Origin of the sequence: Nocardioides marmorisolisilvae, from assembly GCF_003725775.1 — a bacterium.
GTDB lineage: Bacteria > Actinomycetota > Actinomycetes > Propionibacteriales > Nocardioidaceae > Marmoricola > Marmoricola marmorisolisilvae.
Genome location: NZ_RJSG01000002.1, coordinates 1,030,566 through 1,045,000, shown reverse-complemented (window position 1 = coordinate 1,045,000; position 14,435 = coordinate 1,030,566). Strand labels below are relative to the sequence as shown.

Here is a 14,435-nt window from a genome sequence, read left to right as displayed (position 1 = left end):
GGTCAGTTGTCCGCCTGTCGGGTCTCGGCCTCAGCCTCGGCGATTGCGTCCATGGCGTCGTCGTCGCTGAGGATGTTCAGGGTCTCGATCAAGGACTCGTACTCGTCGTGAGCGATGAGCACCGCCACGGGCTTCCCGTGTCGGGTGATGGTGTAGCCAGCTCCGGTCTGCGAGACCTCGTCGATCAAGCTTCGGAAGTTCTCTCGTGCTTCAGCGATCGGCAGGGTGGGAACGCCAGTCAGGTTTGGAGTGTCGGCAGTCATGATGAAATCGTACGAACTTTTGTACAAAACTCCAAATCCATTCGTATTCACTCCTGGATCTCTCCGCAAACTACGAAGCCGCAACCGACAGTTCATGAACTAAGGACGGCGTTGATCACCCCTGGCGTCAGCGCATCAGCAAGCAGAGGAGTCGTTCGGAGGAACTGGTCACGTGATCGCTGTTCGGTCGTGAGGCCGATGTACTGCTCGGTGGTGGACGACGTCGTGTGGTGCAGGGCCGCCATGACGATCCGGAGAGCGTTCTCGTACTTGCTCTCCTCGATGAGCTTGTCGAACATGATCCGCGCCGCTGAACGGCGCAGGATGTGCATCCCTTCGCCCTCGGCCGAGAGGCCGATCCGCTTGAGCGCGCGCTTCACCAGCTGGTACGGCATCCGTACCGGGCGCCCGGGCTCAAAGGTCTGGATCCAGGCGTCGCGCGACTTGACGCCGTCGACGACCTGCCAGCTGTACCGGTGCGGCGTCAGTGCCGGGACGAGGAAGTCGGCGGGCTCGAGATCGCGGGACCACGAGCGCCGCACGGACGCCTCGTAGAACGGCAGCCAGGCGTCGAGCTGGGCCCGCAGCTCTGGCCCGATCGGGAAGTCGTCCTCTTGGTGCGTCTTCCAGACCTGCACCCGGAGCGTGTTCGAGGCCAGGTCCACGTCGCCGATCCGCAGACTGGTGGCCTCGGTGGCGCGGAGGGCGGCGAAGAACGCAAGGCTGAATAGCATTCGATCCCGCGCCGGCGCTGCGTCCAGCAGGGCGATGATCTGTTCCGGATCCAGGCGCCGCTTGATCGGTCTCCTCGCGCGAATCCGCTCGATCCCGGCGGTGAGGTCCACCGAGACCATGGCGTGTCGCAGGAGCCACTTCGAGAACACGCCGAGCGCGCCCAGGTACTGGTTGTAGCCGGCCGGCCCGATCGGAGGCATGGATCTCCCGCGGCGATCGACGTGCGGTCGTCGACGTTCAGCCAAGAAGCGCTCGATGTGGTCGGGTCGCAAGCCGGAGACCATGACATCTCCTGTCACCTGGAGGAACAGGCCGAGCGCGCTGCGGTAGCTGCGCCAGGTCTCATCTGCGAGGTTGGTCTTGCGCCAGGTCAGGAACTGTTCGCAGGCGTCGGAAAGCCTGATTTGTTCGGTCATGACATCTTGATCCCCGCCGGTGGGACCAGAGAATCGTCGACGCGCTGACACGAGCAGGATCCCGACCTACGCTGCCCGCATGACGACCGCACCCGCGGGATGGCATCCCGACCCTCGCGCTCCGGGCCAGGAACGCTACTGGAACGGCGCCGAATGGACCGAGCAGGTCAGGCCAGCGGCACCAGCTCCGCCGCCGGTTGCAGCAGTACGCCGGGCAGCCTGGTACCGCCACGCCGGGCTCGTGGGCCCTATGGCGCTGGTGGTCGGAATCGGCATCGGAGTCGCGATCGGGGCGGCTGCTGCCAGCGGCGGCGACGACTCAAGCAAGACTCCGATCGGATCGCTCGCAGAGAAGACACCTGAGTCGACGCCGACCGAGGACACTGACACCCCTGAACCCGAGCCGGCAGCGGACCCGTCTCCCGACGGCTCGTACCAGTCCGGCTGCGACTACCTGCTCGATCCGTACAAATTCACCGCCGACGCATCGATCGAGAACACCGGCAACATCACCACCGTCTACGAGCTCGACGCCGTCTGGTACCTCGCCGGCGGCCAGTCGATCAAGGCCTCGAAGAGAGTCACCATCCAGCCCGGACGTTCGCGACGAGTAGGGATCGAAAAGCCTGCCACCGTCGGCCAGATCGACGCCCACCAGAGCTACACGGCCGGCGACGAGGACTGCAAGGCAGTCGTGAAGATCATCGACACCGTCGGCGAGGCGCAAGCCGACTAGATCGCTGGCCAGGCGTAGACCGCCATGGCGATCTGGGGACCCACCGAGGGCAGCCACCTGATGCGCGTCACAACGCCCACGGCGCTCGGGGCCGCTGGTGACGGCCAGGCCCTTCCAGCGTATGCCGCGAAACTGGTCGCCGAACCTGCGTAATGCGCGGGATGATCGTTCGTCCTAAGACAGTGTCCGGCCGGCCCGGAACGCTCTAGACGGTCCCATGGGGGCAGGGTTGACGGGCGATCCACGCCGCGAGGCAGTCGCGGTCGATCCGCCAGCGGCCGCCGACGATTCGCTGGGTTCCGTGCAGTTCGCCCGCCTGCATCGCCTTGGTCACAGGACCGGCCCCGTTTCGGGCTAGAGCCTGACTGCCGCCACGGCGCCTGCGGCTGCTGCGTCCGGGACCGCGGCGTACCGAGCCGTCGTTTCCGGCCGAACGTGACCCAACAGGTGCTGCACGGTCAGGAGATCCCGCTGATCGGCGTAGGCCTGGGTCGCGAACCGGTGCCGCAGAGTATGCGCGGTCCAGCTCGCCGGCAGGACCCGTGAGATCAGCTTGCCCAGGTGCGCCGGCGTCATCGGCTCTGGCGACTGGTCGGACGGGAACACGTATCCCGACTCCGAGACGAAGTTTCCCGATCGCTTCGCGGAGGCGTTCCAGCCGCTCCCGCACGTCCCATGCTGCCGTCGGGTCATCTCGCGCGAGTACTCGTCCCACAGAACCGGGTGCATCGGAACGCGCCGGTGATGACCGCCCTTCCCGATGACGAGGATGTCTCGAGCTGTGACGTCGCGCGTGTGCAGGCGGGCGATCTCTGCACGCCGCAAACCAGTGAGCGCCGCGAACATCAGAGCCAGCCGGACCCGGTCATCGGCCAGCTCGAGCGCTGCCGCCACGGCCTCGTCTGGCGTCGGCCTAGGAAGCGTTCTCGGCCGCATCACCGGATCCAGCTCGTCGGCCGGCGACGCCGCGATTCGCTGCGCGCGGACTCCCCAACGGTAGAACTCGCGAAGCGTCGTGCGAAGGGCTCGCCGGTACTCGGGCGACCAGTCGGGGCAAGCGAGGAACACCGCAAGCCTCGTCGAGTCGACCCGCCACGGGTCCGCGCAGACTTCGGCGAGCTTCAGCAGGTGGAACCGACGGGCGGCGATGGTTCCCTCTGCGCGGCCGCCGGCGCGTAGCCAGGCCTCGAACCCGGCGACGTCGTCGCTCCACGCCTCCGGGAACGTGAGCAGGCGCGGACCTCGCTTGCGAGGCTTGGCGCTCGGCAGACCGGCCACCGGCGCCCACTCCACAAGTCCGCGACGGACCGCCCAGGCGTAGAACGCGCGAATAGCTAGCAGCACTTTGCGCCGAGTCTCGGTCGACCAGCTCTGCGCGTCGAGCCACGCCCCGAGCTCGGTACTCGTCACTGCCCACGGATCTGCCGGATACGCCGCGGCCAACCATCTGACGTTTCGCACGTAGGTCTCAACGGTCGCGGCCGCACGGTCCGACGCCACCAGGTGCTCACGAAAGCCGCCCAGGGCGGGCTCCCAGGCCTTCACAGCGTCTCTCCGTTGACCAGCGCCGCAGCGGCCTGCAGATCCGCGCACAGCGCCTCGACCTCGGCCGGGGCGATCTCGTCCGGATCCGCAACGAGCAGGCCGGCCGGCAGCCGGTCGACCTCACCGGGCCGCTCAACTTCGGCGACGGCGCTCGAGGCGATCGCGACGCGTCCGACGGTCGCGGTGCACAGGAACGACCCGGCGCTGTCTGCGAACTCGCTGACGACGTGGTCGGCCGTGCACCAGCCGAGGCACTCGGGGTTCGGCTCGGTGATCCACCACCAGCCTGCCTCGAGCAGCTCGAGCGCCTTTTCGACTCCGATCACCGTTTCCATGCTGGGCTCCTTCGTCTGGGGAGACCAGCCTCGCGCGCGCCAACTGGCACGTTCATGGCACGAGGCCGGTTCCGTTGGTACGGAAACCGGCCTCTGACCTGCACAAATGCTTGGTGGGCGATACTGGGTTCGAACCAGTGACCTCTTCGGTGTGAACGAAGCGCGCTACCACTGCGCCAATCGCCCCGCTTGTGGTGCCGCAGAAGGTTAGCCCATCGGGCACGGCGAGTTCACATCGGGCTGCTAGCCCCCGAGCAGGTCCGGTGCCAGCAGCAGCGCCGCGAGCCCTGCGGCCAGGGCTGCCACCCCGGCGCCGCCGGCGAGCCAGCGACGTCGACCACGCTTCGCCGGGTCGTCCCCGAGCGCCGCCACGCGGGCCTTCTCGAGCCGACGTCGAGCCGCGTCGAGCCACCGCGCGGCCCAGTCCCACTCGGTCGCCAGGATGGCCAGCCCGGCCGCGATGCCCAGCAGGCCGGGACCGGGAGTGACCATCATGACCAGGCCCGCGGTGAGCACCAGGGCGCCCACGATCGTCACCACCAGCTTGGTGGCCAGCGCGGTCACGCGGTTGCGGTGGAGGTGGCGGTGGACGCGCCTCCAGCGGGATGATTCAAGCGGTTCGTCAGCAGGACTCTCGGGCACGAAAACAGCCTGCCAAACAGGTGTCTGACCGAAGGACAATCTGGTCTAGTCCAATCGACACCTTAATTAGACCACTCGCGTGATTTCGGTAGACCACCCCACGCTCAACGCCCTCAAAACGGGCACTTTCGCTTGCCAAATGCGGCGTACGTCACGCAACCTCATCTCGTTGCGCTGGGAGTTTGCGGGAGGGCTTTCTCCATCAGACGCACCACCTGAAAGAGGCAAGTCCGATGCAGAAGCAGATCACCGCTCAGGCCATCACCGAAGCCATGCAGATGGAGTTCGTCGACAACGAGGGAACGTCGACCCCGCTGGCCGCTTCGTTCGAGTTCACCACCAGCGACCCGTACGCGGTCAGCATCCTCTTCCAGGGGGAGCCGACTCCGGTCCGGTGGACTTTCGCTCGGGACCTGCTCATCGAGGGCTTCTACGAGCCCACCGGCGACGGGGACGTCCACGTGTGGCCGTGCCTGTCCGCCGAGGGCAACGCCGTGGTGATCCTGGAGCTGAACTCGCCCAGTGGCGAGGTCCTCATCCAGGCCAGCTCCCGGGCGGTGTCGACGTTCATCCGTCAGATGCTCGACCTGGTGCCCCAGGGCGCCGAGGCCGACCTGCTGGACTTCGACACCGAGCTGACCCAGCTGCTCAGCGCCTGACGCCGACTCGACCCTGATCTCGGGTCAGGGGTCAGATCCGAACTTCACAGCTGCCCGTCGTCGTGGGGATGCCGACGGATCAGTAACGAGAAACCCGCGCCGGTGGGGAAACGGTGCGGGTTTCTCCGTCTCCGACCACGGGCTCGCGTCACGGGTCGATCGACTCGGCCTCACGGTCGGACCAGGTCTTCATCGCCTCAAGTGTGACCGGCCCCGGCTCCCCGAGATCGCGACCGTCCAGCCGGCTCAACGGCTGCACGTCGCGGGTCGTGGAGACCAGGAAGATCTCCTCGGCCTCGTCGAGGACCGACAACGGCTCGTCCACCTCGCGGACGCCGCACCACTCCACCACCAGCGCGCGGGTCACTCCCGCCAGGCACCCTGACGCCAGCGTCGGCGTCCTGGCCTCGCCGTCGATCACGTAGCAGACGTTGGATCCGGTGCCCTCGCAGAGATTGCCCAGGGTGTTCGCCATGATCGCCTCGGTGGCACCGCGCTCGCGGGCGTAGGCCAGGGCCACCACGTTCTCGGCGTACGACGTCGTCTTCAGACCGGCCACCGCACTGCGCTCGTTGCGGACCCACGGGACGCGCACGGCGTGCGTGGACGCGGCCGCCGGATCCATCGGCGAGGCAGCGACCACCAGCGACGGCGGTCCTCCCCCGCGACCTGAACCCATCGGCGCCGGTCCGGCGGTCCAGGTGATGCGGAGCCGTCCGAGTGGCAGCTCCTGGCCCTCGAGGACCGCGGCCACCGCCGACTCGACCTCGCCGCGATCGGGCTCGGGAAGTCCCAGACCCGCAGCCGAACCGACGAGTCGGTCGAGGTGACGGGTCAACGCGAACGGTCGACCGTCGAGGACCTTGACCGCCTCGAAGACACCGTCACCAACGGTGAACCCGTGGTCGTCGACGCGGATCGCCGGCGTCGTCACGTCGTCGACCAGAGCACCGTTGAACCAGACCCGCATGCGCCGAGCCTACGGGGCAGGTGCCACTCCTTTTCCCTTCAGACCCGCCTGTCACAGGCCCGGTTTGGGCGACCGCGCGAGTGTCCGCTATGGTTCTCTTCGCGCCGCCGGAAACGACGGTCGCAAGCGGACGTAGCTCAGTTGGTAGAGCGCAACCTTGCCAAGGTTGAGGTCGCGAGTTCGAGCCTCGTCGTCCGCTCTGAGGTGCACAGCCTCCCTGGTGGGTTGGCCGAGAGGCGAGGCAACGGACTGCAAATCCGTGTACACGGGTTCAAATCCCGTACCCACCTCGAAACAAGTAAAGATGTTCCACCCGGGCGATTGGCGCAGCGGTAGCGCGCTTCCTTGACACGGAAGAGGTCACTGGTTCAAACCCAGTATCGCCCACAGCAAGCAACAGCTCCTGAGTCGCAGACCAGGAGCTGTTGTCGTCTCCGGCCCCAAAAGTTCACCAGAGCAAATGGGACGCGGCCATCGATACCCGGGCATGTCGCCGCCCCTATCAGCCGAACGGCTGATGCCTGGACTCGTCCCGACGTCACTACCTTCGCGCCATGCGCAAGACACTCGGGCTCGCTCTCGCGGGTGCACTGGCTGCCTCGTTCGCCACCGTCGTCGCCACGACGGCCCCCGCCGCTGCCGACGTCGTCGTCCCGGCGACGTTCGGCTACACCGGCGGCGAGCAGGTGTGGAACGTCCCCGCGAACGTCACTGCGGTGCACATCACCGCGGTCGGCGCGCGCGGCGGTGACGGCGGCGCCAGTGGCAACACCGGCGGCCAGGGAACCGTGGTGAACGCCGACCTGCCGATCCCGGCGGGCGTTACCAAGCTCTACGTGCACGTCGGCCAGGACGGCTCGACCGGCAGCACCGACGGCACCTACAACGGCGGTTCCGGAGGCGGAGGAGGCGCCGGTCCGTTCGGTGGCTCCGGTGGCGGTGGCACCGACGTGCGCACCTGCCCCGAGGGTGCACCGTGCGACACCCTGGGCTCGCGCCTCGTCGTCGCCGGTGGTGGTGGCGGCGGTGGTGGCCGCTGCGTCGCGATCGGTTGCGCTCACGCCAACAACGGTGGTGACGCCACCGACACGGCCGGCGGCAACGGCGGCATCGCACTGTCCGGGGGCCCCGGCTTCGCCGGCGGAGTCTTCGCCGGCGGCATCGGCGGCGTCGTCGTCCTCCCCGCCGGTGGTGGCGGCGGTGGCGGTGGCGGCGGCTGGTACGGCGGCGGCGGTGGAGCCGGCGGCGACGGTATCGGCTCGCCGATCTTCGCGACCGGCGGGGGCAACGGCGGTCGCGGATCCGACCACGTCACGCCGACCGCGACCAGCGCCAGCTCCGAGCTGACCGACCAGCCGGCACAGGTGACGATCAGCTACATCGTCCGCAGCACGACGATCACCTACACCGGGCCGGCCGGCGGTGACATGAACACCTCGGTGCCGGTCTCGGCGAAGCTGACCTCCGCGCTGGGCCCGATCAACGGCGCGACCCTGAACTTCTCCCTCGACGGCGGCGGCTCGTGCTCCGGGGTCACCAACGCCGCGGGCGTTGCCTCCTGCACGCTGACCCCTGCTGGGCCAGCTGGCGCTCACACGATCTCGATCAGCTACGGCGGTCTGACCAACGCGTTCCTTCCGACCGCTGCCAGCGCCCCGTTCCAGGAGCTCAAGCGGCCGACGACCATGACGTACACCGGCGCGACCACCAGTCCGTTCCACCACGCGGCGACGGTCTCAGGTGTGCTGACCACGACCGACGACCACCAGCCGGTGCCGGGCGCGACGGTCTCGTTCACGCTGAACGGATCCGAGACCTGCTCGGCCACGACCGACAGCGCCGGTGCTGCGAGCTGCTCGCTCACCCCGAACGAACCGCAGGGCACCTACGCGATCGTGGCGGCGTACGGCGGCGACGCCTCGCACCTGCCCTCGATGAAGAGCACTCCGTTCAAGGTCACCGTCGAACCGACCGTGCTGACCTACGTCGGCCCGGCGACGGTCGCCAACGACGAGCCGGCCACGCTGAGCGCCAAGCTCACCGAGGACATCGGTCCGCCGGTCGTCGGTCGCAACGTGACGATCAAGCTCGGGTCCGGGCTGACTGCGCAGAGCTGCACCGGACCGACGAACACGTCCGGCATCGCCAGCTGCACCATCCCCTCGGTGCACCAGCCGCTCAACGCTGCCGCGACGCTTCCGGTGGGGTTGACCTTCGCGGGCGACAACTTCTACATGAAGTCGACGGGATCCTCGACGATCGGCCTGCAGTACATGACCGGTCGGGCCTTCGCCGTCCAGGCGTCGGTGATCATTCCGGGGCTCCAGCTCACCATCAAGCCGACCCCGGACACCGGCAACGTCCGCACGGCCGTGCCGTTCACCAAGGCGCCTGCCTGCGTGCTCGCCGTGAACGGCAAGATCGGTGTGAAGACGCTGTGCGCCAAGGTGGTCGCCGGGACGGCGCCGGGACGGATCACCTCGACGTCCTCGATCGCCGGGGTCACGGTGTCCCTGCCCAACCTGCCCGTCATCGCGATCGGGGCGGTCAACGCCAGCTCGGCGACCTCCTGTGCCGGTTCGGTCGGACAGACCACGGTCGCCTCCGTGACGATCGGCGGTACGGCGTACAACGTGGCGCTGCACCCGGAGCCGAACTTCACCATCCCGATCCCGGGCACCGCGGCGAAGCTCGTGCTCAACGAGCAGAGCGCGGCCGCCGGAGACCACGGGATGACGGTGACCGCGGTCGACCTGGTGCTCCCCGGCCCGGGCACCTCAGGCATCCACGTGGCGCTGGCGACGGCCACCTCGGCGATCCACAACTGCACGTCCTGACGGCAGGCAGGATGAACGACGCGGGAGGCCGGGACCAAAGGCCCTACTTCCCGCAGGATTTCCGGATTGTCGACATTGCGGACTCACGCGGTGCCTATATTTCCGGCATGGAGGAGGCCTGGGAGGACCCCGACACCGGACTCGGCGCAGAGCCGAACGGTCCGGCGGTGGTGTACCGCACCCAGCGCGAGGTCGACGCGATCTTCGCCAGGCTCAGAGCCTGGCGTGAACGCGACCGGACGGTCTGACGCCGGTCGGTCGCGAGCTCGAGGTGGCCTATCCCCCGGCAGCTCGAGCTCGACACGGTCCCTGCCGGTTCGACCGGCAGGGACCGTTGCCGTTCCCGCGCAGGAGCCTGGTGATCGAGCCGGCCCGAGGGCCGAGAGGCCCTTCGGACCGGGGTGGCGTGCACCGACGGCCGGAATCTCCCCTGCGAGATCCAGCCGCCCCCGAGATCAGGTGAAACGGACGGCCGAGCAGCCGTCGCACTCGAAACGGTGCAGGGTCAGGCCGTTGTCGTACTCGGTGTCCCGAAGGGCCCAGGTGTGGTCGTGCTGCGGGACCAACCGGATCACCTCGGCGAGATAGTCGTGCTCGACCGCCGTCTCGACCGGGACGACCTGCAGCACGGACACCGCGACTACCGCCGTTCTTCGACGACGGTGTGCCGGGTGCGCTGCTGATTGACGATCAGCGAGACCACGATCGCCAGGATGCCGACGGCGAGCAGGATGCCGCCGAGCGCGTGGTCGTTGACCGCTGACAGATCGATGTTCACCACGTCGAGAAGCAGGATCAGACCTGCGGCGATGAGGACGATTCCAAGACCGATAGCCATGGTGGTGTTCCTTTCAGGGTCAGGGACAGGGGACGTTGACCGGAATCAGCAGTACCCGGATCCGACGCCCTCAAACAGCGCCGGGTTCCGTCGGGTACCTAGAAGATGCTGACGCCGCCTGGGCCGACGAGCAGCCCGACGATGATGAGGACGACGCCCACCAGGACGTCGCCGCGGACGAGACGGACGATGCCGGTGACCACGAGGATCACGGCAGCCAGCCAGAGCAGGAAATACAGCATCAAGGGCCTCCTTGTTCGAGCCGGGAGTACCCAGCGGTCTTCGACCCGAAACTGCGCGCCGCCCGGCGAAGCCCTAGGCTCGGACAGTGACTGAGTCCTCGATCCTGGAGACGCTGCGTGCCCTCGCGGCGCTTGCGGTGAGCGACGACGACCTCGCCGAGACGGCGGAGGGCGTGGTGGCGCTGGCCTGCGAGACGCTCGACTGCCAGCACGCCGGCCTGACCGTGTTCCGCTCAGGCGGTTCGTTCGAGACCCTGGCTCCGACCGGGCCGCTGGTCAGCGAGGCCGACCAGCTCCAGTACCAGCTCGGTGAGGGCCCGTGCGTCGAAGCGGCCTGGGAGGAGGAGACGTTCGTCTCCAACGACCTGGCCCGCGATCCGCGGTACCCGAACTGGGGCCCGAAGGCGGCGGCGATGGGATTCGGGAGCCTGCTGGCCGCCCGGCTCTCGATCGGTGGCAGCACCATCGGTGCGCTGAACCTCTACGCCACCGAGACGCGCGAGTACTCCGCCGACGACCGCGACACCGCGGTGGTCTTCGCCAGCCACGCGGCCGCGACCCTGATGACCGTCCGCGAGCGGGACAACCTCAAGGAAGCGGTCGAGGGCCGCACGCTGATCGGCCAGGCCCAGGGCATCCTGATGGAGCGCTTCGACCTCGATGCCAGCCGCTCCTTCGCCGTGCTCCGGCGGTTCTCCCAGGCGCAGAACATCAAGCTGCGCACGGTGGCGGAGCTCGTCATCGAGAACGGCACACTCCCTGACCTCGAGGCCTGAGGCGGCCCCGGCGCTGTTCAATTTCAACGCCGGGACCTGGAGGCAGAACCACGCGCATGACTCCGACCCTTGGTGTGGCACTGCCCGATGGGCCGGATCCGATGCGTCACCCGAACGGATGACGACAAATATCAGCCGTTTGGTTTAGGCGGCATCTCGCCGCGGGTAGGTACCCGGGGCGCGTGGTCCAACAAGCCGCCACGTCTCACGCAGGTCTCCCGAGAGGGTCTCCCTAGTGACAACCGCATCCGGCACGACATCCCTGACAGACGACCAGGTGCACCACCTGAGCAACGCCGAACGTGACCGCGTCACGGTCGACCTCCTGGTGGAGGCGGCAGCCGGCGACGACCTCACCCGCAAGACCGCCCGTGACCGGGCCGTCGAGCTCAACCTCCCCCTCGCCCGCTACCTGGCCAACCGCTATGCAGGCCGTGGCATCGCGATCGAGGACCTGCAGCAGGTCGCCAGCCTCGGTCTGCTCAAGGCGGCGCGCGGGTTCTCCCCCGAGCGCTCGACGAGCTTCGCGGCGTACGCCATCCCGACGATCCGCGGCGAGCTGCGCAAGCACTTCCGCGACGCCGGCTGGACCGTCCGTCCCCCGCGGCGCATCCAGGAGCTCCAGGCTCACATCCGCGCAGCGGAGGCCGAGCTGGTGCAACGCCTGCAGCGCTCCCCCTCGGTGCGCGAGATCGCCGACGAGCTCGAGGTCGAGATCGACGAGGTCCTCGAGGCGACCTCGGTCGACAGCTGCTTCACGCCGTACTCCCTCGACGCCCCGGTCCCGGTGGACGGCGGGTCGGAGAGATCAGTGCAGGCCGATCTCGGGTCGTGGGACCCGCAGTTCGCCAGCGCCGAGGCGCGGCTGGTCCTCGGACCGGCGATCCGTGGCCTGGGCGAGCGCGACCGGACCGTGCTGCGACTGCGGTTCGTCGAGGGCCTCACCCAGCAGCAGATCGGTGAGCAGGTGGGCGTCTCGCAGATGCAGGTCTCCCGCATCCTCAACCGGGTGCTGGCCCAGCTGCGCGACTCGATCCTGGGCCAAGCGGCCTAGCCGCTGACCTGGGGGCTCGCCGGCGCCCGCCGGCGGGCCCGGACCAGCTCGACGCCGATGGCGTCCAGCGTCGCCGGCTCGAGCTCGTCGACGATGCGCGGGAACCAGACGTCCTCCTGGGCGCCCAGGTGCAGGCGGAGCTGCGCGATCAGTGCCGTTGCTCTGTCGGCGAAGCGCCCGTCCTCGGGTCGCATGGTCCACAGGTCGGAGGCGATCTGCTCGGCCCGGCTGTGCTGGTCGTAGAGCCCTTCGAGCTCGATCTCCGGGATCAGCGAGGTGAGCCGCGGGTAGAGGACCTCACGGGTGATGAAGGCGTGCACGGTGATCAGGTCGATCATCTGCGCGGCGACCTTGCTCTTGCGCACGTACGCCGTCGGCGGCAGGTTCTCGAACTCGTCGAACAAGGTCCGCATCCGGCGGTGGTCCTCGGCCAGCACCGCGATCGCGTCGGTCCGCTCGGCGTCTGACTGCACCGGCCTCACCCGGTCCCGGCGATGTCCGCCTCGTGAACGGTGAACGCCTCGTCGAGCCCGGTCAGGCGGAGCAGCCCGAGCATCTTGCGCTGGGTGCAGATCAGCTCGAGCGTGCCCTGACGGCTCTGGGTGTCCTTCAACGCGCCGACCAGCACCCCGAGCCCCGTGGAGTCGATGAAGTCGACGGCACTGACGTCGACGACGATGTCGCGACGGCCGTCCTCGAGCAGGTCGACGACCGCAGAGCGCAACGCAGGGGCGGTGTCGATGTCGACGTCCCCGCCGACCCGGATCACGGCCCGGCCGGCCACGTCGTTGACGCCCAGCGTCAGGTCCATGGTCCTCCTCGGTGCGCCCATGTGGGCAGCCTCGTCCCAGCGGTTACCCACGCCGGTGCCCGTTAAACCACGAGCGGCCGATCGGACTCGTCTCGACGGATCAGTTTCGGAACGCCTCTCCAGAAATGGTCCTGATTGACTATGGGGTGAGAGACCCGCATAACGCCATGATTCCCCCGCGAGGCCAACGAGCTGCATTTCCCCAGAGTGCTGCTCGTCCGGTCGAGCCGGGTGCGAACCCGTCATGCGGCCCTGTTGTCCGCATCCGTGCCGCCCCGGGCCCGAAGCCCCGGGGCGGCACGTCGGCAACAGGGGTCGGGCCGCGAGAACCACCTGGGGACCGGCACCGACAGGGGGAAGAACGATGACGTCCGAGACTGCCTCGGCGGGGCCGAAGCACCGGTCGCCGAAGCGACGCTGGTGGCAGCGCGCCGAGAAGCCGGCGCCCGAGCCCGTCTGGGTTCCCGGCTGGGCCGCGGACTGGCAGGTGGTCGACCCGGAGCCGGCGATCACCGGCGACGACGCGGGGTGACTTTCCTGGATCAGTCGCCCTCGTCGGCGACAGCCTCGCCGTGGGTCCCGGGTCGGGGTGCCCACGGGAGCTCCTTGGACGGCCGTACGACGACCAGCTTGTCGCCGCGGGCGAGCTGGGTCACCGTCGGGTCGAAGTAGCGGTAGACCTTCTCGTCCCGCAGCACCGCGATGACCTGGTCCGGCAGGCTCTGCGGCGCCTTGCCGACCTCGCTGACCAGGAGCTCGCGCTCGGCGACCTCCAGGCCCTCGCCGTAGGTGAGCAGGTCCTCCAGCACCGACGCCAGCGGCGGGGAGATCGAGGAGAGCCCGACGAGCCGGCCGACCGCCTCGGAGGAGGTGATGACCGAGTCGGCGCCGCTCTGCCGCACCAGCGGGACGTTGTCCTGCTCCCGGACCGCGGCCACGATGTAGGCCTGCGGGTTGAGCTGGCGCACGGTCAGCGTGGCCAGCACGGTGGTGTCGTCGCGCGGGGTCGTGATGATCACCTGCTGGGCGCGCTCGACGCCGGCACGACGGAGTACCTCGCGCCGGCTGGCATCCCCGGTGACCACGGCCAGCCCGTTGGCGTGCGCCTCCCCCAGCGCGATGCTGCTCGGGTCGACGATGACGATCTGCTCCTTGTCGACACCGTTGTTCGTCAAGGTGTCGACGGCGCTGCGGCCCTTGGTGCCGTAGCCGATCAGGACGATGTGCTGCTCCATGTGCTTCCTCCACCGGGCGTTGCGGAACAGCTCGCGACCCTGGTTGGCCAGGACCTCGAGCGTGGTGCCGATCAACAGGACCAGGAACGCGATGCGCAGCGGGGTGATCACGAAGGCGTTGATCAGCCTGGTGTGCTCGGTGACCGGCGCGATGTCGCCGTACCCGGTCGTGCTCAGCGTGACGGTCGTGTAGTAGATGGCGTCGGTCAGGTCGATCGCCTTGTCGCCCGGGTGGGCGCTGTCGCGGTAGTGGTACCGGTCCAGGTAGACCAGCAGCACCGTGAAGGCGAGGATGCCGAGCGCCATCAGCAACCGGCGACCCAGCTCCCACCAGGGCGAGC

General features: G+C 68.5%; 19 protein-coding genes and 4 tRNA genes. 10 read left to right on the top strand and 13 right to left on the bottom strand.

Annotated features, from left to right (window positions below):
- Positions 1-2: 2 nt before the first annotated feature.
- Entirely contained in the window at positions 3-263 is a 261-nt protein-coding gene (locus EFL95_RS09025; protein ID WP_183407108.1) for a type II toxin-antitoxin system Phd/YefM family antitoxin, read from the bottom strand.
- Between the two features lie 92 nt (positions 264-355).
- The gene (locus tag EFL95_RS09020) at positions 356-1,465 is read right to left on the bottom strand and encodes a tyrosine-type recombinase/integrase (protein WP_148045019.1); all 1,110 of its coding nucleotides are present in this window, start codon (positions 1,463-1,465) and stop codon (positions 356-358) included.
- A 28-nt stretch (positions 1,466-1,493) separates the two neighbouring features.
- Here EFL95_RS09020 and EFL95_RS09015 point away from each other — a divergent pair, with 28 nt between their 5' ends.
- A complete protein-coding gene (locus EFL95_RS09015; protein WP_123233661.1) occupies positions 1,494-2,150 on the top strand; it encodes a DUF2510 domain-containing protein in 657 nt (218 codons plus the stop codon).
- 354 nt (positions 2,151-2,504) lie between these two features.
- Here the strand turns inward: EFL95_RS09015 and EFL95_RS09010 are convergent, their stop codons facing one another.
- From EFL95_RS09010 to EFL95_RS08995, 4 genes are all read right to left on the bottom strand, one after another.
- Positions 2,505-3,695: a tyrosine-type recombinase/integrase gene (locus EFL95_RS09010; RefSeq protein WP_183407107.1), complete on the bottom strand. Its 1,191-nt coding sequence runs from the start codon at positions 3,693-3,695 to the stop codon at positions 2,505-2,507.
- The gene (locus EFL95_RS09005) at positions 3,692-4,030 is read right to left on the bottom strand and encodes a hypothetical protein (protein ID WP_123233659.1); all 339 of its coding nucleotides are present in this window, start codon (positions 4,028-4,030) and stop codon (positions 3,692-3,694) included. Before EFL95_RS09005 ends, EFL95_RS09010 begins: the two co-directional genes overlap by 4 nt.
- 111 nt (positions 4,031-4,141) lie before the next feature.
- Positions 4,142-4,216, bottom strand: a tRNA-Val gene (locus EFL95_RS09000).
- A 57-nt stretch (positions 4,217-4,273) separates the two neighbouring features.
- The gene (locus EFL95_RS08995) at positions 4,274-4,594 is read right to left on the bottom strand and encodes a PGPGW domain-containing protein (protein WP_123233658.1); all 321 of its coding nucleotides are present in this window, start codon (positions 4,592-4,594) and stop codon (positions 4,274-4,276) included.
- A 311-nt stretch (positions 4,595-4,905) separates the two neighbouring features.
- Here EFL95_RS08995 and EFL95_RS08990 point away from each other — a divergent pair, with 311 nt between their 5' ends.
- Positions 4,906-5,331: an SsgA family sporulation/cell division regulator gene (locus tag EFL95_RS08990; protein WP_123233657.1), complete on the top strand. Its 426-nt coding sequence runs from the start codon at positions 4,906-4,908 to the stop codon at positions 5,329-5,331.
- A gap of 148 nt (positions 5,332-5,479) precedes the next feature.
- Here the strand turns inward: EFL95_RS08990 and EFL95_RS08985 are convergent, their stop codons facing one another.
- The gene (locus tag EFL95_RS08985) at positions 5,480-6,301 is read right to left on the bottom strand and encodes an aminotransferase class IV (RefSeq protein WP_123233656.1); all 822 of its coding nucleotides are present in this window, start codon (positions 6,299-6,301) and stop codon (positions 5,480-5,482) included.
- A 126-nt stretch (positions 6,302-6,427) separates the two neighbouring features.
- On the opposite strand from EFL95_RS08985, the gene EFL95_RS08980 reads away from it, so the two are divergent.
- From EFL95_RS08980 to EFL95_RS19505, 5 genes are all read left to right on the top strand, one after another.
- Positions 6,428-6,500, top strand: a tRNA-Gly gene (locus EFL95_RS08980).
- A gap of 20 nt (positions 6,501-6,520) precedes the next feature.
- Positions 6,521-6,591: transfer RNA gene (locus tag EFL95_RS08975), tRNA-Cys, on the top strand.
- A 25-nt stretch (positions 6,592-6,616) separates the two neighbouring features.
- Positions 6,617-6,688: transfer RNA gene (locus tag EFL95_RS08970), tRNA-Val, on the top strand.
- A gap of 167 nt (positions 6,689-6,855) precedes the next feature.
- Positions 6,856-9,138 (top strand): Ig-like domain-containing protein, encoded by a 2,283-nt coding sequence (locus tag EFL95_RS08965; protein WP_123233655.1) that lies wholly within the window; start codon positions 6,856-6,858, stop codon positions 9,136-9,138.
- A 107-nt stretch (positions 9,139-9,245) separates the two neighbouring features.
- Positions 9,246-9,386, top strand: a complete 141-nt coding sequence (locus EFL95_RS19505; protein WP_183407106.1) for a hypothetical protein — start codon at positions 9,246-9,248, stop codon at positions 9,384-9,386.
- Between the two features lie 207 nt (positions 9,387-9,593).
- Here the strand turns inward: EFL95_RS19505 and EFL95_RS08960 are convergent, their stop codons facing one another.
- The 3 genes from EFL95_RS08960 to EFL95_RS19500 all read right to left on the bottom strand — a co-directional run bounded on the left by EFL95_RS08960 (position 9,594) and on the right by EFL95_RS19500 (position 10,218).
- Positions 9,594-9,773, bottom strand: a complete 180-nt coding sequence (locus EFL95_RS08960) for a hypothetical protein (RefSeq protein WP_123233654.1) — start codon at positions 9,771-9,773, stop codon at positions 9,594-9,596.
- A 5-nt stretch (positions 9,774-9,778) separates the two neighbouring features.
- Positions 9,779-9,976, bottom strand: coding sequence for a hypothetical protein (locus tag EFL95_RS08955; protein WP_123233653.1), 198 nt, complete (start codon positions 9,974-9,976; stop codon positions 9,779-9,781).
- Positions 9,977-10,074: 98 nt separating this feature from the next.
- Complete coding sequence (locus tag EFL95_RS19500; RefSeq protein WP_183407203.1) at positions 10,075-10,218, bottom strand: GPGG-motif small membrane protein; 144 nt, start codon at positions 10,216-10,218, stop codon at positions 10,075-10,077.
- A gap of 86 nt (positions 10,219-10,304) precedes the next feature.
- Here EFL95_RS19500 and EFL95_RS08950 point away from each other — a divergent pair, with 86 nt between their 5' ends.
- Both EFL95_RS08950 and EFL95_RS08945 read left to right on the top strand, forming a co-directional pair.
- The gene (locus EFL95_RS08950) at positions 10,305-10,994 is read left to right on the top strand and encodes a GAF and ANTAR domain-containing protein (protein ID WP_123233652.1); all 690 of its coding nucleotides are present in this window, start codon (positions 10,305-10,307) and stop codon (positions 10,992-10,994) included.
- Positions 10,995-11,229: 235 nt separating this feature from the next.
- Positions 11,230-12,048, top strand: coding sequence for a SigB/SigF/SigG family RNA polymerase sigma factor (locus tag EFL95_RS08945; protein ID WP_123233651.1), 819 nt, complete (start codon positions 11,230-11,232; stop codon positions 12,046-12,048).
- Here the strand turns inward: EFL95_RS08945 and EFL95_RS08940 are convergent.
- Entirely contained in the window at positions 12,045-12,521 is a 477-nt protein-coding gene (locus EFL95_RS08940; RefSeq protein WP_123233650.1) for a hemerythrin domain-containing protein, read from the bottom strand. The two genes, EFL95_RS08945 and EFL95_RS08940, sit on opposite strands and share 4 nt — an antisense overlap.
- Before the next feature lie 5 nt (positions 12,522-12,526).
- On the bottom strand, positions 12,527-12,859 hold the full coding sequence (locus tag EFL95_RS08935; RefSeq protein ID WP_123233649.1) for an STAS domain-containing protein: 333 nt from the start codon (positions 12,857-12,859) through the stop codon (positions 12,527-12,529).
- Positions 12,860-13,223: 364 nt separating this feature from the next.
- Between EFL95_RS08935 and EFL95_RS19495 the strand changes: the two genes are divergently transcribed.
- Positions 13,224-13,391 (top strand): hypothetical protein, encoded by a 168-nt coding sequence (locus tag EFL95_RS19495; protein ID WP_183407105.1) that lies wholly within the window; start codon positions 13,224-13,226, stop codon positions 13,389-13,391.
- A 10-nt stretch (positions 13,392-13,401) separates the two neighbouring features.
- Here EFL95_RS19495 and EFL95_RS08930 read toward each other — a convergent pair whose 3' ends face one another.
- Entirely contained in the window at positions 13,402-14,400 is a 999-nt protein-coding gene (locus EFL95_RS08930; RefSeq protein WP_123234881.1) for a potassium channel family protein, read from the bottom strand.
- Between the last annotated feature and the right edge of the window lie 35 nt (positions 14,401-14,435).